Origin of the sequence: Halorubrum sp. 48-1-W (genome assembly GCF_003287355.1) — an archaeon.
Classification (GTDB): Archaea; Halobacteriota; Halobacteria; order Halobacteriales; family Haloferacaceae; genus Halorubrum.
Genome location: NZ_QMIM01000003.1, coordinates 1 through 16590 on the forward strand (window position 1 = coordinate 1; position 16590 = coordinate 16590).

Below are 16590 nucleotides of genomic sequence, written 5' to 3' on the forward strand. Positions count from 1 at the left end.
ATGGAGGAAGACGACCAAGAGGTGGCTGTTGAGTCGGCTTCTATCCATGTGGAATCTGGATCGCATCCAATGCGGCTCCTGTACGTGCCGTCGACGAGTGGGGAGGGAACGGCCGTCTTCGCGACGAATCTCCGAGTGGGACCCGACGAGGCCGAGGCGTTCTGTCGACGCTACAGCCGTCGGTGGCAGATCGAGAGCGAGTACAAATCGATCAAGGGCGACTTTCTCGCCAAGACCTCCTCGAAAGATTATCGTGTTCGCCTATTCTACTTCGTGTTCGCGGTTCTTTTATACAATATCTGGCGGCTGACCGATTTTCTGCTGAAAGCAGGCGTCGACGACGAGATGGACTACGCACCAGTGTTGACTGCGGGCGAGTGTGCTGAGCTCGTTGCCTCGGCGTTGATTCCGTACGACTAACCCGCTGAGATCTCGCTGGGTCCGCCGCTCAAGAGTGACAACTGTATTCAGCAGCGCCAAAATCCGCGCAATTTCGTACGCTCGTCCGGTAGTTCGAGAGTAAGGATTCAAAATCGATCCCCGAACGCTGAGAATAACCACGACTTGATGGCTATTCGATCCAAAACTAGCCTATCCTCCGAAACTGTGGGCAACTCAACCAGAAACAGAAGTTGAGACTGACCTTCTCAATGCATATGGGGTTCTGGCGTATTTCATAAATAGTATGAAGACGTAGTCTGGGATAGAACGATGGCACGAATCACTGGCTCCTATCCAGACGACCTCGACCTCCTCATCGAGGGTGCTGTTGAGGCTGGTGTGTTTGGTGGCAAGAGCGATGCATTGCGAGAGTTCGTGCGTGAATACTTCGAGGACCACGAGAACGAACGTATTGCAGCTGCGGTGGCCCTCTACGAACGCGAGCGTATCACGCTCGGTGATGCCGCGAGACTCGCTGATGTCGATCGGTGGACGATGCGTGACATCCTCCGTGAGCACGGTGTTGAACCCCGCCTCGGACTTGTTGACGAAGACGACGCAGCGTACGAGGTGGAGGCAGCAAGCGAACTCAAATTCGATGATGAGGACTCAGGCAACGAGGGATCGTCTGCGAAATGACCGGTGGTGATATTCCAGCGAATCCGAGCGTCCTGAACACGACTGTCCTCTCGAATTTTGCGTACATCGATCAGCTGTGGGTAGTTGCTGACCTCTCTGGAATCTGTACGGTACCAGTCGTTCGTGAGGAGCTCGAACACGGCGTTGATAACCACCCATATCTCCAGGAAGCACTCGATACGCTTGATAACGAAATCCCAGTCGCGACGATTTCGGATACTGTCGCAAACAGAGAAGCCGTTGTTGGTGGACATCTCGATCCCGGGGAAGCACAGGCGTTCGCCCTCGCCGACGCACACGACGGTCGACTGCTGACAGATGACGGCGATGCCCGATCGTTTGCGAAAGATCAAGGCGTGACCGTTGTCGGGTCGGTCGGAGTTCTGTTGGCTGCAATCGATGCTGGAAAGATTGATGAAGCGACTGCTGACGTGTGGCTGTCGACCTGGATCGATGAAATTGGGTACTACGTCCCGTATCGTACGATCTCGGAGTATCGATGACGGGCTTGATCGAAGTTCGAAACGCCTGATTAGTGTGACCGTGAACACGTCTATTACCAATGAGTGAAGCCGACAGACGGCTGTCCGAAGAGAGTGAACAACGGTTTCTTGACCTGTACGCCCACCTATTGGTGTATGTCAACGATCGGTTCGATGTCATCGAAGAGATCGAAACAGTCGCTGACCTCGAACAGCACTATACTGACGAGCTTCTGCCGCTCCGAAACACGCTGTACAACGAGTCAACGACGGACCTGATAGAGGATTTCGTTGAACAGAACCCTGCTGACCTGTCGGAAGCTGATCTCGAGCAGGTCGCAGCATGGACGGACTTCATCACTGGGGAGTTCGTCGTCGTCCGCTATCGTGAAGACGACGCGATCTTCCTGGATTGGACAGAACCGGCGAAAACATACGCAGTCCGCCCAGCTCGGCTACCGTTCGCCGACCTGTGGGATGAATCCGCACTTCCAGTCCCGGTTTCGAGTGTCGCTCTGTTACCGTTCGAGGATCAGATCGTCTACGACGGGTGGATCGGAATTAAGAATATCATTTTCGGGGGCTCGCTCAGTACTGACATTGACGACGAGTACGAGGAGGCCAAACATCGCTTCGGCATAATCGACTCGCTTCCAGCACCCGAGGAAGACGAAAAGACGGACGCCGAGGAGTTGCGCTTCTACATGAAGAACAAGCGTAACCGAGAGCGATACGCGTCGGAGATCGAGCATTTACGAGAGAAATCCGACGAATTGGAGCGGATTTACCACCAGGAGATGGGGAAGGCCAGAGCTCGAAGCTTGGGTCGCGAACTGCGCGAGTTGGGACTCAACGAATCCCATGTAGCGATTTACGATGATCGGATCATCACCAGTGCCCCCTCCGAATCCGAGGTTCGCAAGCTACTCGAAGAGATTATGCCCGCTGGGAAGGCTGACCACCCCTACATCTACCACTTCGATCCCTAAACGAGAGTCCACAGCTACGACTGGAGTTGCGTGACAGTCGACGCGATTTCACTCTTGGTCGGTTCGCTTGAGAACTCAAACACGCTGTCCCCGACACCGAAGGCGTACCTCTGGTAGGAGACGTCGACGTGAATCCAGCATTCGACATCGCTGTCTGTCGACTCATACTCGGATGCCCCTGTATTCTCTCCGCGTTTCAGCACGTCGAGCAGGTATTCTTCGATACGTGGCGCATTCGCGATTCGTAGGAGATGGTCGGCAGCGACGTTATCCAACACGTCTGCTGGGGTTCCGTATCCCTCGCCGATGAGATCGAACTCGCCATCGTACTCGTGTGACTCGATCTGAACACGGAGTGCGTACGTCTCAGCCATATCGGTAATTCCGAAGAGCCACGTATCAGACTGTCTGTTACAGAGACTGCCTGCCAGTGGCGGCGTCGTGAACAAGATTTAGTCGGAATGGCTCGCAACCACTGTATATGTCTTTCACCGCCAGCTGGCACACGCTTCTCGAGGAGGTTGACGACCTCCCCGAGAGTGCAACGCTCATTACGCCACTCTCCCATCGGCGATTTCGTATTACTGACGTACAGGACGCTCGCGTCATCATTCAGTTCGAAGACAGAGACGAGACGCGGCCGCTCCAGCGTGACCAGTTCGAAACGCTCTATCGCCGAATCGAGGACGCTCCGGACGGGTTTGATCTTGACCGTCTCCCGGCGGATGCCGATCCATACCCTGCGGTGTTGAGTGTCCATCCACGATTCGAGGTTAATGAGGACGCTGGCGTCATCACACAATCAGAGGTCGCGACGGCGACGCAGGTGGTGGGCGCGGAACAGGAACCCACAGACCAAGAACGAACAGAACCCGACGGACTGGATGTCTACTCGGACGCGCTCCTCCTCATCGACGCACTCGAACGTCACGATGTGACAGATCTCCCTGAACTAGAGACGAACGCGTTGGTGAATCTTTACACACTGCTTTCGGATGTCCAGCGAGATGCCAATGATTTCCGCCAAGAGGTCGCGGATGTCCTCCTCGCTCGACTCCATCACGACCGTCCAGTGTCCGGGCAGTACGGTTCTGTCCAACGGACGAGTCGCCGCAATCGCTCGCTCAAAGACGACGAGCAGGTGCTGGAACGGCTCGAGAACGCTGGCATCGACCGTGAGCGTGTACTGAGCGTCGACCGCTCGAAAGTCGATGAAGCACTTGAAGTCACTACGCTCTCCGACTCCGATGTGTACGAGGTCGGAGAAAGCGAATACGTTCGCAAAGCGGAGGTCGATGAAGATGTGAAAGAATCCCGGCTCCAGGGGCTGAAGGACCGACTCGCTGCTAGCGAGGATGATGAGGCGAACCAGCTCCGAGCGGAGACCGAAGAGCTCGAACAGCGTATCGACGATCTCACCAGTTTCCGCACAGGTACGGAGATGCAAGGATGACTGCCTACCGCTTTCGCGTCAAGTTCGACCCCGATCCGACGTCACTGTGGCGGGATCTCGTTGTCGGCGCGGATAGAACGATCACTGAGTTTCAGTCGGCGATCAACCCTGCAGTCGGGCTTGACCAGGGCCACCTCTGGTTCGTCGGAGAGGGTGAAGACTACTGGGACAGCGCCGTCAAATACCAGTGCCCGCAAGAGTACGAGGAGTCGCTTGGTGGCGATCCGGTATTGCGTACGGAACGGATTGAGAATGCCGGTGAGGTGACGATCGGCGAGATGACCCGCCAGCTCGGTCTCGAACAGTACGATCGCATCTGCTATCTCTACGACTACGGTGATGAATGGCGGTTCTACGCCATCTTGAAGGAGGTTCTCAGTGATGAGTCGAGCGACAAAGAACCGGAGATCGTGAAAGAGAAAGGCGATCCTATTGACGACCAGTACGCCTCTCCGGGAACCACTGAAAGCGATCCGCCGCTCCCTGATCCACTCTATTCAGTGCTCCCTGAAACTGCGGTCCCCGTTGCGGATCTTCGTGAGTTGGAGAAGCGCGATGATATCGTCCACGTCATTCCACTACTCAGTCTCGAAACCGGGTTCGGGGCGGTTTGCGAGCGGTTTGCGATTCAGTTCGAGGAAACGGGGTACGTCCTCGAAAACTTCCAGCCGGGGTGGCAGGTCGTTGAGGAAGTCGATGGGGTAGACAAGACGGACGAAGGACTCCTCGCGGCCCTTGCGGACGCAGTACGTGAGTGGCACGCTGAAATCGCAGAGATATCAGGTGCCATGACGGGACAGCATTTCGGTGAAGAGACGGTTGAAGCGATGCACGTCGAATTGGAAGCAGAACTCGAACGGAAGGGATACGGCCACCTGTAGTCTGCTCTCTTGACTGTCCGTCGAAGAGAACGAGTTCTTGGCTGTGAAATGTCCAGCGTCCCGTAGTGGCACCAACCTGTGAGTCTCGCCGGAGTGTCTTTCGTCGGATCGCACACCAGCAGCACGTCGAGTGGCCCACATATGACTCGACACCGCTGTACGATCGAACCTCGCTCGCCGGGGTAGAATCGGACGTTCGAGTCGTCTCAAGTGTCTGGTTTACGCACCCTGATCATGACTCACTCGAACAGTTCGTCTGCTCGATTCCTCTGGCCTACTTCCGCTTCGAGGTCCACGACTGCTACGGAAGTTCGACACACTACAAGATGGATACCCTCTTTCGCGTGTTCGTGCTGAAAGAACTCCACGGATGGAAGCACGAAACATCTCTCGTCGAGTACCTCGATAGCCACCCCGGACTCTGCGGACGCCTAGAGTTGGGGACGGTGCCCGATCAATCGACACTGTGGCGCAGCTGGAACGAGCGCTTCACGCGAGATCTCCGCGAGACGGTCCAGAAAGCGGCTCGAACGATCCTCATCAAAGCGCAAAACGCGGATGTCTCCGTACCACACGAACCAGAACGAAACCTCCCGCATCGAGGCCACGACGCCGCTGAATCGAACCCTGACGACCAGGCCATCCTCAACAAGACAGGGACGATTACCAAGCACGTCAGTCGCGTTGTGTTCCCCGCGTTCTCGCTCAACCGAGGCGAGGGCTGTGAGATTCCCGAGAACGCCTACTGGGGCTTACAGACCTACTTAGGACTCCGTGAGAACTTGGCCGCCAACGAGGGCGCTCGCAGCTTCATCCACGAGTCAACACGTGATCGAACACCACTCGGGCATGGTCATCGTGACCAGATTCGTAATCTCCCTATCGAGCAGATTCGTGAGATGTACCGACAGGCAATCCGGCAACTCATCAACGAGCTCGCGGAGACGGAGGAGTTCTTCCGCGTAGGTATCGTTGCCATCGACATCACCGAGGACGATCCCTTCACGGGCGATAGGACGGACCACGAGGACGAGATTATCGGAACGAAGGAGAAGAACGACGAGTACGCCTACCAGTGGGCGACAGTCCAGCTGGTCGGCAACGCTGTCCCACTCGTGCTCGATGCGCGACCAGTTCGACGAGGCGAGTCACGTAAGGAAATTGTTGAAGATCTGCTTGACTCTGCAGAGGAACTCGTTCACGTCGATAACGTCCTGATGGACAGGGAGTTCGACAGTCAGCACGTCCTGGAGATGATCAGCCAGCGCGGGCTCTCCTACGTCGTCCCAAAGCGGATGCAGACCAGCGAGAAAGCCCAAGCCAAGCGCCTTCTCAAGCGAGGGAAAGATCGCTACGAGACCGATCGGAAGCTCCACCTCGGCAAGAATGAGTGGCACGAGACGACGCTGATCTACCGACGGAAAGAGGACTCCGAGCACGACGATCACCGGCAGTACTCGGTGTTCATGACGAATTGTGGGAGTGGGCACCTCACTGAGTACGGGTATCGGTGGGAAATCGAGAGCGGGTACAGATCGATAAAGCGGTTCATGGCTGCTACCACGTCGAAGAATTTCGGGCTTCGTTTCTTCTACTTCGCGTTCGCGTGCCTGCTGTACTCGATCTGGCGAGCCGTCGACTTGCTCGTCCAGGTCGCGTTGACCGGCGAGTACGAGCACTCGCCGATGGTGACGGCAGATAACACACTGACGCTGCTGAAGAAGGAGACCGGAATCGGATAGAGAGACACTCAGTTCTGGGTTAGCGCGCGGTCTGAGTGGCTACACTGTTGGATGTCTCGAAAATTCGCCCTTACGATTGGAAGTGTGACAAGAATGGCCGCTTGGAGAGAGAATTGAGGTAGTTTCCGCTGACCCAATCGGCAAAATACACGCATTACAGCCCTGCTATACCCGTTGTAGTCTCAACTTCCACAACTTCGGAAGATGGATTTGATGCGTGCCTTCTGTCTTCTCCGCTCCAACAAGATACGTCACAAGCTTCCGACTAACCCTGATATTCGCTTCAGCAACACTCGACAATTTCGAAGTAACTCGGTGTCTCCTAGAGTGCCGGTATCCCACTATCCTGAGAGGGCATATCCATAATCACTGGCTCTGTTGAAATCCTCAACTGATGATATGTTTCTGTTGTCGTGCTGAATATAGAGTATAGATTCAGCAATCGACGACGTGATGGTCGAGCCGTTTAGCTTCGTACAGTACGAGGAAAACGGAACGACCGGGAATCATCAGCAAATGACTAGTTCTATCTTCGGGCCAAGTACCATTCGTATCCGTATCCTACAATAGCCCCTATTGGGGCGATAACGGGGAGAGTAATCATACCCCCGAAGACAGCGATGAGAGCAGTGAGGAACACGAACTCGGAGAGCGCACCAGCGAGTCCGCCAGCGGGAACCTGACTCAGAGAGAACATGAAGCCTATCAAAGCTGCGAATATGAAGAGCGACCCGACCGCTGTAACGACGCCTGCTACAGCGCCGTAGAGCGGATCCGGCTCATCCGACATCACCACACGCCAGACAACGGTCGCTACGATGAGAGCGACGACCGGTGTGACAATCATCCCAAGGAAGATAATCTCACTTCCTCGCCGATACTCCGCTATGCTAGCGGAGTCGAATCCTCGGGCCCTGAACGTCTGAAAAAAGTTCCAGAGATTAATCAGAACGGCACCGAGGAGTGCCGACCCGCCGGCGGCGAGGCCCGCCCCGGCATCACGTCGGGACAGCCCCAGATAGTCGCTCATGTTCCGATCAACGACCAGTTGCGGCCACTCAGACATAAAGATTCGACGCCCGATTATGTTGGCTGACACCACTCATGACCGACTCGCGCGTTGTATCTCGCACGCCAGTCCTATCAGTTCCTAAGGATTTCACGTATGGAAACGCTGCTAGCTAGCCAAACAACGGCTAACAACAAAATGATTACGCCGTCTGGGGATCTGCTTCTTCCACAGCCGGTAGGCGGTCGAAACGTGTGTGCGGTGCGGTCGCTGTCTAGCGATAGCAGATGCTAAAGAAGGGCCCCGACCGACCGCTGAGGGCCGCCGATTTGGCGGCCCTCAGCTCCCTCGTCTGTCTGCCCGGCCAGTGGTCATCATCATTCGGAGAGGCGATCTTGTGACTCGGGACGCCAGCACGTGAAGCAGAGATTCACGTATTCGGGCTTTCCCGGATGCCGCGCGCCGCGGCATCCGGGCTGTAGCGCCCATGACTCGACTTCTTTCGCGCATGGACCAGTCAACAGAACGTGCTCTATGGCACGGAATCCTTATCGGTCTCTTGCGCCCCATATCTTGGTTCACGTTCTCTAGGGATAGCAGCGTTTCCATCGAGTCAACAGAGCCTAATCACTGTAATGCCGCAGCTGAAAATGATAATTCTTAATATTTCTCGTAGTCCATATTGTTATATGAGTGTGGTCAGCGTCTCGATGCCGGAGGAATTGCTTAACCGAATCGACCAGTTCGCCGACGACCACGGCTATACTGGTCGCAGTGAGGTACTTCGTGAAGCAAGCCGGAATCTCCTCGGTGAGTTCGAGGATAAGAAACTCGAAGATCGAGACTTGATGGGCGTCGTCACGGTGGTTTTCGACTACGAAACGACGAGCGTCGAGGAGAAGATGATGCGCCTCCGCCACGAGCACGAGGACATCGTCGCATCGAACTTCCACAGCCACGTCGGCGGCCATCATTGCATGGAACTGTTCGTACTCGAAGGGTCGCTCGAAGAGATCTCGACGTTCGTCGGGAAGATCCGAGCGACGAAGGACACGCTCACGATCGACTACTCAGTGCTACCCGTCGACGACTTCGGCCCGCTGGCCGATATGAACTGATACTGTTCTGCCCATTCCGGCGAGCCCGCTTCCTTCCGCTCGTTCCACTCGCTCCAGTCAGTGGGCTCGCAGACATCCCACTCGCTCCCTGCGGTCGCTCGCGGGATTCTCGCTGAATTCACGCCGACTCTAGCAACATCTATGATCTCCATCCTCCATCAGTATTAACTACCTTTGCTAGAATCACAGGTATTATTAGAATTGCTTCTAGAGTTAGCAACACTGATGGTTCAAATCTCGCGCCGAAGTCTACTCCAGAAGGCAGGTGCAACCACGACTGCTGCGACGGGAATTGCTGGCTGTCTCGGTCAGGGAGGTGCATCACTTGATTCCGTTACGGTCGCGTACGTCCCGATTTACCCGAACATGCAACACTACGTGATGGAGCAAGAGGGGGACTACGAGAACGTTCCGGCAGATGTCTCAATAGAGCGGTTCAGCTCCGGCCCCAGTGTTGTCAAGGCGTTCGCGAGTGGGGACGTCGACGTTGCGCTTTTCGGGATCACTCCTGCAATGGTCCTCGTTGACAAAGGGACCAACGCCGGTATCCTCGCGGCGAATTCGAGAAATGGCTTCAAGATCATGGGGACGACCGAACTCGCCGATCTCTACGAACAGGAAGGGGCTGCCACGTTCGAGCGCTTCGAAGAAGAGCACGGGCGGAAGGTCCGGTTTGGAGCACCGCCGGACGGGAGCGTCCCCGACATCGTTCTCCGGTACTGGATTCAGGAGGACCTCGACGTCGGTGAGATGGACTCCACCATCAACAAGTCCAAGGTACCGCCGGCGAAGGCGGTCCAGACCATCCAGTCGGGCGACATCGACGCGACGATCATCCAGGAACCGTTCGCGACGATCATCAGCCAAGCTGACGGGTTCGAGGAACTCGCCTGGTCCGGGAACATCCTGGACAACCACCCCGTCACGGTGCTGTTCGCGAACCAGCGAGTGCTCGACGACGATGAGGTCGCCCAATCACTCGTCGAACAGCACGTCGCGGCGACCGAGTTCACGGGGAACTCCCCGGATGCCGCCGCCAGCCACGCTGCCTCGGTCATCGGCTCCGGCGTGAGTGAAGACCTCGCGACGGCCGCCGTGGATTCGAAGGCGTCGGAGTTCATCTCGGACCCGCACGCGATCACCGATCAAGCCGCGACGATGGGCGAGTTTGTCGCGAGTGTCGGAAACATCGAGGAGCCGGTCGTGACGGAGAACCTCTTCGCGTTCGATCCCTACGACGCACTCCAGTAATGAGTACGCAGACCGACACCAGTTCCAGCGCAGTGGTCGCCGGTAGCTTCGAGGGGGACCTGCAGCGGTATCTTCGCGGCCTCGGCGGTCTCGTCGTGTTCCTGCTCGTCTGGTGGGTTGGCGCGATGACGACCCAGCCGTCGTATCTGGTGCCGGGCCCCCTCGAATCAGTGCACGCGTTTATCGACCTGTTTGCGACCTCGACGGCAATTGTAGTTCCCGTTCTGGGGTCGAGTGTCGTACTCCCGACTGGGCTCGCACACCTCGCACAGACGCTGTTCCACTACGTGCCGGGGCTCCTCCTCGGCGCACTCTGTGGCATCAGTCTCGGCCTTGCGATGGGTTGGAACGGTGCGCTCGACGACTGGCTGCGACCACTCGTCCGGGTACTGCGACCGATCCCGCCGCTGGCGTGGGTCGTCTTCGCCATCGTCTGGTTCGGCATCTACCACACTGGCGCGGCGTTCATCGTCTTCGTCGGCGCGTTCTGGATCAACTTCTACGGCGCGTATGGCGGCGTCGAGGGCGTTTCGACCGAACTGACCGATGCCGCATCGACGCTCGGAGTCGAGCGCGACCTCTCGATGCTGAAACTCGTCGCGCTCCCGAGTGCGGCACCCCAAGTGCTGACTGGGTTCCGGACGAGCATTGGTCGCTGCTGGATGATCGTCGTCGGTGCCGAGCTGTTCGGCGCACCAGGCGTCGGCTACGAGATTATCAACGCCTCGAACAACCTCGCGATGGCGACCAGCGTCGCCTACATGTTCCTGATCAGCCTGGCGTTCCTCTGTATGGACGTCGGGTTCCGACTACTCGAACGGAGGGTCCTCGCATGGCGCTGAGTTCGGACTCGTCTACCGGTCGAGACTCACGTGAGAAGATCACTATCCAGAACGTCAGCCGGTCATACGAGTCGACACAGGCGCTCGATGACGTCTCGTTTTCGGTGTCGGAGGGCGAGTTCTGCTGTGTCGTCGGTCCGTCCGGGTGTGGGAAGACGACGCTGTTGCGAGCAATCGCCGGGCTTGACGGTCCGGATGGTGGGTCGATACTGGTCGGTGGAGACCCGGTTACCGGTCCTGGGCTGGACAGGGGAATGGTCTTTCAGGAGTACGCGCTGTTCCCGTGGCGAACCGTCCGCGGGAATATCCGGTTTGGTCTTGACCGGCCCGCCTGTGACTGTCCCGACTGCGAGGAACGGGTCCGGGAGTTAATCGACCTGGTAGGGCTCGACGGCTTCGAGGACGCGTACCCGAAGGAGCTGTCCGGCGGCATGAAACAGCGCGTCGGTATCGCTCGCGCGCTCGCCCCCGATCCGGAAATCCTCTTGATGGACGAACCGTTCGGGAGTGTCGACGCTCGGACGCGCGACCGCTTGCACGCCGAATTGCTCGATATCTGGACGCAAACCGGACAGACCGTCGTGTTCGTCACCCACGACATCGACGAGGCAGTGACCCTCGCTGATCGCGTGGTCGTTATGGATGCCGACCCGGGAACCGTGCAGTCGACGTTCTCTATCGACTTAGAGCGCCCACGTGAACGGACCTCTCGTGACTTCGTGGACCACGTCGCGCGAATTAGGGATGCGCTCGGAAGTCCTGTCGACACTAGCCACTGATACGCTCTTACAGCAATATTATTAACAACGAGTTACTAGACTGCTATATCTATTATCTCCGAGACAATTTTTAATATATGCCCATCGTGAGCTCCTCGATGACGGAGCGACTCCGGGACGATCTCGATACGTTTGCGGAAGAACACGGCTACACCGGACGAAGTGAGGTCATCCGCGAAGCGTGCCAGTCGCTACTCGAAGAATACCAAGAGACAGACGGCGAGGATCGGCGGGTATTGGCGACAGTTACGGCTGTCTTCGGATACGACGAGCCGGAGATCGAACGCCGGATGATGGATATCCGCCACGAATTCGAAGCGTCAATCCGGTCGAACTCCCACAACTGCCTCGAAGGCAACGCCGGCTGTGTCGAGACGTTCGTCATCGAAGCCGCGTACGACAATATCCTGCGATTCATCGGAACCGTTCGAGGAGCAGACGAGTCAGTTTCAGTCGAATATACGGTCGTACCTGTCGATGTCATGAAGGCACAAATCAACGAACGACAGAATGTGAATTAACACACGATGCGCACGAGCTTCAACATCCCTGACAACCTCCTGTCCGAGTTCGATGAAACGTGGCAAGCAGAGGGGTTAGATTCACGTTCCCGTGGCGCCCGCGAAGCGATGCAGGAGTACATCGAGTCACACACCAGACTAGAGGATATTGAAGGCGACGTCGTCGTCATCATCGCTTTCGATTATGAACATAAAGCAGTTATCGAAGACATCCACGACGTACAACACCAGTTTCAGGACGTCATCACGACCACGAATCATATCCATGAAGGAGAGTGGTGTCTCGAGACGCTCTTTTGTAACGGGCCAGCCTCGCGCGTCCGGACTCTCACCTATCGCTTGCGCGATTTCGATACGGTGAGTCGAGTGAAACTGATGCTCCTCGCCGAGCACTGAGCGGTGTTCAAGACTTGATGCGCTGATCGATGTGAGCATCGCCCAGTGAGGCGATCGAGTAATCCACCGCTTGGACATTCGGCACTGCTCGAACGCTGTTGACGAATCCAGACAGTGCCTCTGTGGTCCCCTCTAAAACGTACAACTCCATACAGTACTGGTCTTGGACGTGTGTGTGGGTCGTCGCGGAGACAATATCATCGTACTCGTGGCGTACTCCCGTGAGACGCTGTTGAACGGCGGGCTGACAGTACTCGAAGACGGCCGTTACTGTACACATATGCTTCTGTCCCTCGATATCTCGCTCTTGAAACTCTTCGAGTAGCGTACGTGTGCCTTCGCGTACGACTTCGCTTCGACCACTGTACCCGTGTTCTTCGGCGAACTTGTCGATGCGTTCAAGCAATGCCTCGGGCATCGAGATGCTAACGACGCTCATATGCTAAGGCTCTGTTTAGAGTTATTAGTATCTGTTATGACTATTCGATCTATAACGTAATAATTAGTATTTTAGTATAGTGGATTCATAATTAGTGTATGCTGTCCAACGACGACCCGATCCCGGTAACGATCCTCAGCGGAAGCCTCGGTGCCGGCAAAACGACGACGCTCAACCACATTCTTAGTAGCGAACAAGAACTGAACGCCGCCGTCTTAGTCAACGACATGGGCGAAGTGAACGTCGACGCCGACCTCGTCGAACGCGAGTCGGATCTCACCCAGAACGACGACGAAATCATCGAGATGTCGAACGGGTGTATCTGCTGTCGGCTCCGCGGGGACATGCTTGACGAGGTAGGCCGATTAGCCGAGGAGCGAGACTTCGAGTATCTTCTCGTGGAGTCGTCCGGGATCAGCGAACCGATTCCGGTTGCACAGACGTTTGCTCGCGGATTCGAAGACGCGAATTTCGACCCCACGGGCGTCTACGAACTCGACACAATGGTCAGCGTCGTTGACGCGCACAGCTTCTGGAAAGGGTTTGATTCCGGCCAAGCTCTCACCGACGACTCCATCGATCCACAGGGTAACCGTGTCCCCGAGGAGGCGCTGATGGATCAGATCGAGTTCTGCGATGTCCTCTTGTTGAACAAGTGCGATCTCGTCCCCGACGATGAGCTTGAAGAGATAGAGGGAGTGCTACGGGCGCTCCAACCGCGAGCAAATATTATCCGAACCGAACACGGGGCAATAGACCCCAGAGAGATCCTGAATACGGGTCGGTTCGATTTCGATCGCGCGAGTCAGTCCGCCGGTTGGAAGCGTGAACTCCAGCACGGCCACCACCACGAGTCGGCCGCCGACGAACACGGGGTCACCTCGTTCGTCTTCGAATCCCGCCGACCGTTCCACCCCGAGCGGATCGCTCGACTCTTCGCCGACCTCCCCGACGGTATCGTTCGCGCGAAGGGATTTTTTTGGTCCGCTGGTCGTGAAGACATCGCCATGGGTCTCGACAAGGCAGGTCAGTCGGTCCGGGCCGGTCCGAAAGGGACGTGGATCGCCACGCTCCCAAAGGCCCAACAAGAGCGTTACTTCGCCGCTCGTCCCGGCATCAAAGAGGACTGGGACGACCAGTGGGGCGACCGCGGGTCAGAGCTCGTATTCATCGGCCGCGAATTCGATCAGGAGACACTGATCGAGCGACTGGAAGGCTGTGTCCTCTCGGACGCGGAGATGGAGGAGAACTGGAACGAGTATCCGGACCCGTTTACCGCCGAAGAACAGCGCGAACTCGCACTGGCTGACGACTGATGACCGTCGACGAGCAACCCCCGGTCACGATCCTGAGTGGCGGTCTCGGCGCCGGAAAGACGACCCTGCTCAACCACCTCCTCACGGTTGGCGGCGAGGAGTACGATATCGCCGTTCTCGTCAACGATGTCGGGGAAGTAAACGTCGACGCCAACCTCATCGAGAACGGCTCCGAACTCTCGATGGAAGACGGGGGCGTTACTGAGCTTTCGAACGGCTGTATCTGTTGCGGCCTCCAGAACGAACTGGACCAAGAGCTGCTACGTCTCGCCTTCGACGAGGAGTTCGATTATCTAGTCATCGAAGCCTCGGGGATCAGCGATCCGGTTCCCATCGCCCAGCGGTTCGTCTCGCCCGCACGTGCGTCGACGCTGTACGATCTCGATACGACCGTCACGGTGGTCGACGCCGCACAGTTCCATCAGGCGTTCGTCGACGGTCGTCCGATCAAGTCGACGGATGACGGCTCTCGACCGCTTTCGGACCTCCTCGCCGAGCAGGTCGAGTTCTGCGACGTACTCGTCCTCAACAAGTGCGATCTCGTCTCCGAAGACGAGCGCGAGGCGGTCGAACGCGTGCTCGAAACGCTCCACCCCGGCATCAACATCGTCCGCACGACCCAGAGTACCGTCGAACCCGACAAGATTTTCGGAACTGGACGATTCGACAGAGAGCAAGCAAAACAGTCTGCCCGGTGGAAGCAGGTGCTCTCGAACGGCCACGGAGAAACTGGCGAGTCGAAATCGGCTAAGATCGACCACGGTGACGGTCATAGCAACGACGAGATTTCCGAGCGCGACAACACTCACGACGATACCCACGATGGTCAGGGTGACGGCCACGATCACCTTCACCCGCCGGAGGAGTTCGGTGTCGACTCCTTCGTCTACGAGCGCCACCGGCCGTTCCATCCCGAACGGTTCAGCGAGTGGCTCCGCTCGTTCCCTGAGTCTGTCGTCCGAGCGAAGGGCCACTTGTGGGTCGCTGGACGTGAGCGATACGCGCTTGATCTAAGTCAAGCAGGCACACAAACGCATGTCGAAGTCAACGGCCGATGGGCGGTCACGGTCCCAAAGTTCCAGCGCGATTCCTACCGTGAGTCACGACCGAATCTCCACTGGGACGAACAGTGGGGAGATCGTGAGGTAAAACTCGTCTTCATCGGCGCCGGAATGGACGACACAGATATTACTACCGCCCTTGATGACTGTCTCCTCTCAGAACCGGAGATGGCGGAGAACTGGGACGAGCTCAAGAATCCGTTTCCAGGAACGATGGATCGATCACAGCCACCGATGGAACAGCGTCTCGTAGTCGGTGAAGGGCAGTGACCGGGGATCACTCGGAACTCCCGTCGCGGGCGGACCGACGGACGACGGATACAGACGGTCACGACTGCGTTGATCCGCTCGGTGTCGCAATCGTGACCGTCTCGTCGTCCCGAGGAACCGCCACGGAGGCAGACCCAACTGATCCCGGCGGTGACGCCGTCGCAAACACTCTCGTCGACGCAGGTCACGTCGTCACGTCACGCCGGACGGTTCCGGACGACTACGTCCGGATCAAGACCACCGTGAGTGAGTGTCTGGATCGGTCGGACGTTGACCTCGTCGTGACTACCGGCGGGACGGGAGTCACTGTCGATGACGTCAGTCCGGACGCGGTGAGCGAACTCTTCGACCGCGAGCTACCAGGCTTCGGCGAGGCGTTCAGGCGGCTCTCGTGGGAGGAGGTCGGAACCCGAGTCGTCGCGACCCGCGCGACGGCGGGTATCGCCCGTGAGGTCCCGGTATTCGTGCTGCCCGGAAGCGTGAACGCCGCTGAACTCGCTACGGCCGAAATTATCGCGGAGGAAGCCCCGCATCTCGCCGGACTCGCGACGCGACACAGGGTGGAGTAGATGCAGGGTTCCAAAATGTATCAGGAGGTAATCCTGGATCACTACCGCAATCCTCGAAGGTGGGGGCGCCTCTCGCCAGCTACCGTCTCTCACACTGGCGAGAACGCTTCCTGTGGCGACGAACTCACCTTCGACCTCAGACTCGCCGAGGACGGTGAAACGATCGAAGAGGTCACGTTTACTGGAGAGGGCTGTGCGATCAGCATCGCGAGCGCGAGCCTGCTCGCCGAAGAGCTCCCGGGAATGACGCTCTCGGAGGTTCATGATCTCGACCGTGAGGACGCCCTCGATCTCTTGGGAATCGAGCTGACGCCAATGCGCGTCCCGTGTGCTGTACTCGCGGAGAAGGTGGTTCAGGACGGCGTCAAGAACTATGAGGGGGGCACGTAACC

19 protein-coding genes and 1 pseudogene are annotated in these 16590 nt (G+C 57.4%); 17 read left to right on the top strand and 3 right to left on the bottom strand.

Going from position 1 to position 16590, the window contains the following annotated elements; all coding sequences use genetic code 11:
- The 4 genes and pseudogenes from DQW50_RS01880 to DQW50_RS01895 form a co-directional block, all read left to right on the top strand.
- A pseudogene (locus DQW50_RS01880) lies at positions 1–420 on the top strand (transposase); the annotation flags it as partial.
- A gap of 291 nt (positions 421–711) precedes the next feature.
- Positions 712–1080, top strand: coding sequence for a UPF0175 family protein (locus tag DQW50_RS01885; RefSeq protein WP_112077634.1), 369 nt, complete (start codon positions 712–714; stop codon positions 1078–1080).
- On the top strand, positions 1077–1583 hold the full coding sequence (locus DQW50_RS01890; protein ID WP_112077635.1) for a twitching motility protein PilT: 507 nt from the start codon (positions 1077–1079) through the stop codon (positions 1581–1583). The genes DQW50_RS01885 and DQW50_RS01890 overlap by 4 nt, the downstream gene beginning before the upstream one ends.
- 59 nt (positions 1584–1642) lie before the next feature.
- The gene (locus tag DQW50_RS01895) at positions 1643–2551 is read left to right on the top strand and encodes a hypothetical protein (protein ID WP_112077636.1); all 909 of its coding nucleotides are present in this window, start codon (positions 1643–1645) and stop codon (positions 2549–2551) included.
- A 14-nt stretch (positions 2552–2565) separates the two neighbouring features.
- On the opposite strand, the gene DQW50_RS01900 is transcribed toward DQW50_RS01895, so the two are convergent.
- Positions 2566–2925: a hypothetical protein gene (locus tag DQW50_RS01900; RefSeq protein WP_112077637.1), complete on the bottom strand. Its 360-nt coding sequence runs from the start codon at positions 2923–2925 to the stop codon at positions 2566–2568.
- A gap of 107 nt (positions 2926–3032) precedes the next feature.
- Between DQW50_RS01900 and DQW50_RS01905 the strand changes: the two genes are divergently transcribed.
- The 3 genes from DQW50_RS01905 to DQW50_RS18330 all read left to right on the top strand — a co-directional run bounded on the left by DQW50_RS01905 (position 3033) and on the right by DQW50_RS18330 (position 6627).
- Positions 3033–4004 (top strand): hypothetical protein, encoded by a 972-nt coding sequence (locus DQW50_RS01905; protein ID WP_112077638.1) that lies wholly within the window; start codon positions 3033–3035, stop codon positions 4002–4004.
- Entirely contained in the window at positions 4001–4885 is an 885-nt protein-coding gene (locus DQW50_RS01910; protein WP_112077639.1) for a hypothetical protein, read from the top strand. The genes DQW50_RS01905 and DQW50_RS01910 overlap by 4 nt, the downstream gene beginning before the upstream one ends.
- A 65-nt stretch (positions 4886–4950) precedes the next feature.
- Positions 4951–6627, top strand: coding sequence for a transposase (locus tag DQW50_RS18330; protein WP_112077640.1), 1677 nt, complete (start codon positions 4951–4953; stop codon positions 6625–6627).
- Between the two features lie 526 nt (positions 6628–7153).
- Here DQW50_RS18330 and DQW50_RS01920 read toward each other — a convergent pair.
- A complete protein-coding gene (locus DQW50_RS01920) occupies positions 7154–7657 on the bottom strand; it encodes a hypothetical protein (RefSeq protein WP_112077641.1) in 504 nt (167 codons plus the stop codon).
- 668 nt (positions 7658–8325) lie between these two features.
- Here DQW50_RS01920 and DQW50_RS01925 point away from each other — a divergent pair.
- The 6 genes from DQW50_RS01925 (at position 8326) to DQW50_RS01950 (ending at position 12543) form a co-directional block, all read left to right on the top strand.
- Positions 8326–8754: a CopG family ribbon-helix-helix protein gene (locus DQW50_RS01925; RefSeq protein WP_112077642.1), complete on the top strand. Its 429-nt coding sequence runs from the start codon at positions 8326–8328 to the stop codon at positions 8752–8754.
- Positions 8755–8979: 225 nt separating this feature from the next.
- The gene (locus tag DQW50_RS01930; protein WP_112077643.1) at positions 8980–10005 is read left to right on the top strand and encodes an ABC transporter substrate-binding protein; all 1026 of its coding nucleotides are present in this window, start codon (positions 8980–8982) and stop codon (positions 10003–10005) included.
- Positions 10005–10847: an ABC transporter permease gene (locus DQW50_RS01935; protein ID WP_112077644.1), complete on the top strand. Its 843-nt coding sequence runs from the start codon at positions 10005–10007 to the stop codon at positions 10845–10847. Before DQW50_RS01930 ends, DQW50_RS01935 begins: the two co-directional genes overlap by 1 nt.
- Entirely contained in the window at positions 10838–11626 is a 789-nt protein-coding gene (locus tag DQW50_RS01940; protein WP_112077645.1) for an ABC transporter ATP-binding protein, read from the top strand. Before DQW50_RS01935 ends, DQW50_RS01940 begins: the two co-directional genes overlap by 10 nt.
- 98 nt (positions 11627–11724) lie before the next feature.
- Positions 11725–12147 carry a CopG family ribbon-helix-helix protein gene (locus DQW50_RS01945; protein WP_112077774.1) on the top strand — a complete coding sequence of 141 codons (423 nt, stop codon included), beginning with the start codon at positions 11725–11727 and terminating at the stop codon, positions 12145–12147.
- 6 nt (positions 12148–12153) lie between these two features.
- The gene (locus DQW50_RS01950; protein ID WP_112077646.1) at positions 12154–12543 is read left to right on the top strand and encodes a CopG family ribbon-helix-helix protein; all 390 of its coding nucleotides are present in this window, start codon (positions 12154–12156) and stop codon (positions 12541–12543) included.
- 7 nt (positions 12544–12550) lie between these two features.
- Here the strand turns inward: DQW50_RS01950 and nikR are convergent, their stop codons facing one another.
- Entirely contained in the window at positions 12551–12982 is a 432-nt protein-coding gene (gene nikR, locus DQW50_RS01955; RefSeq protein ID WP_112077647.1) for a nickel-responsive transcriptional regulator NikR, read from the bottom strand.
- 98 nt (positions 12983–13080) lie between these two features.
- Here nikR and DQW50_RS01960 point away from each other — a divergent pair, with 98 nt between their 5' ends.
- The 4 genes from DQW50_RS01960 to DQW50_RS01975 are packed head-to-tail and all read left to right on the top strand — an operon-like array spanning position 13081 to position 16588.
- Positions 13081–14298 (top strand): GTP-binding protein, encoded by a 1218-nt coding sequence (locus DQW50_RS01960; protein WP_112077648.1) that lies wholly within the window; start codon positions 13081–13083, stop codon positions 14296–14298.
- Positions 14298–15629 (top strand): GTP-binding protein, encoded by a 1332-nt coding sequence (locus DQW50_RS01965; RefSeq protein WP_112077649.1) that lies wholly within the window; start codon positions 14298–14300, stop codon positions 15627–15629. Before DQW50_RS01960 ends, DQW50_RS01965 begins: the two co-directional genes overlap by 1 nt.
- The gene (locus DQW50_RS01970) at positions 15626–16198 is read left to right on the top strand and encodes a molybdenum cofactor biosynthesis protein B (protein WP_112077650.1); all 573 of its coding nucleotides are present in this window, start codon (positions 15626–15628) and stop codon (positions 16196–16198) included. The genes DQW50_RS01965 and DQW50_RS01970 overlap by 4 nt, the downstream gene beginning before the upstream one ends.
- Positions 16199–16588, top strand: coding sequence for an iron-sulfur cluster assembly scaffold protein (locus tag DQW50_RS01975; protein ID WP_112077651.1), 390 nt, complete (start codon positions 16199–16201; stop codon positions 16586–16588).
- Positions 16589–16590: the final 2 nt, after the last annotated feature.

What these genes read in the sequence shown, in the direction of transcription:
- DQW50_RS01885 (WP_112077634.1), top strand. Translation starts at nt 712, where the DNA reads ATGGCACGAATCACTGGCTCCTATCCAGACGACCTCGACCTCCTCATC.
- DQW50_RS01890 (WP_112077635.1), top strand. Translation starts at nt 1,077, where the DNA reads ATGACCGGTGGTGATATTCCAGCGAATCCGAGCGTCCTGAACACGACT.
- DQW50_RS01895 (WP_112077636.1), top strand. Translation starts at nt 1,643, where the DNA reads ATGAGTGAAGCCGACAGACGGCTGTCCGAAGAGAGTGAACAACGGTTT.
- DQW50_RS01900 (WP_112077637.1), bottom strand. Translation starts at nt 2,925, where the DNA reads ATGGCTGAGACGTACGCACTCCGTGTTCAGATCGAGTCACACGAGTAC.
- DQW50_RS01905 (WP_112077638.1), top strand. Translation starts at nt 3,033, where the DNA reads ATGTCTTTCACCGCCAGCTGGCACACGCTTCTCGAGGAGGTTGACGAC.
- DQW50_RS01910 (WP_112077639.1), top strand. Translation starts at nt 4,001, where the DNA reads ATGACTGCCTACCGCTTTCGCGTCAAGTTCGACCCCGATCCGACGTCA.
- DQW50_RS01920 (WP_112077641.1), bottom strand. Translation starts at nt 7,657, where the DNA reads ATGAGCGACTATCTGGGGCTGTCCCGACGTGATGCCGGGGCGGGCCTC.
- DQW50_RS01925 (WP_112077642.1), top strand. Translation starts at nt 8,326, where the DNA reads ATGAGTGTGGTCAGCGTCTCGATGCCGGAGGAATTGCTTAACCGAATC.
- DQW50_RS01930 (WP_112077643.1), top strand. Translation starts at nt 8,980, where the DNA reads ATGGTTCAAATCTCGCGCCGAAGTCTACTCCAGAAGGCAGGTGCAACC.
- DQW50_RS01935 (WP_112077644.1), top strand. Translation starts at nt 10,005, where the DNA reads ATGAGTACGCAGACCGACACCAGTTCCAGCGCAGTGGTCGCCGGTAGC.
- DQW50_RS01940 (WP_112077645.1), top strand. Translation starts at nt 10,838, where the DNA reads ATGGCGCTGAGTTCGGACTCGTCTACCGGTCGAGACTCACGTGAGAAG.
- DQW50_RS01945 (WP_112077774.1), top strand. Translation starts at nt 11,725, where the DNA reads ATGACGGAGCGACTCCGGGACGATCTCGATACGTTTGCGGAAGAACAC.
- DQW50_RS01950 (WP_112077646.1), top strand. Translation starts at nt 12,154, where the DNA reads ATGCGCACGAGCTTCAACATCCCTGACAACCTCCTGTCCGAGTTCGAT.
- nikR (WP_112077647.1), bottom strand. Translation starts at nt 12,982, where the DNA reads ATGAGCGTCGTTAGCATCTCGATGCCCGAGGCATTGCTTGAACGCATC.
- DQW50_RS01960 (WP_112077648.1), top strand. Translation starts at nt 13,081, where the DNA reads ATGCTGTCCAACGACGACCCGATCCCGGTAACGATCCTCAGCGGAAGC.
- DQW50_RS01965 (WP_112077649.1), top strand. Translation starts at nt 14,298, where the DNA reads ATGACCGTCGACGAGCAACCCCCGGTCACGATCCTGAGTGGCGGTCTC.
- DQW50_RS01975 (WP_112077651.1), top strand. Translation starts at nt 16,199, where the DNA reads ATGCAGGGTTCCAAAATGTATCAGGAGGTAATCCTGGATCACTACCGC.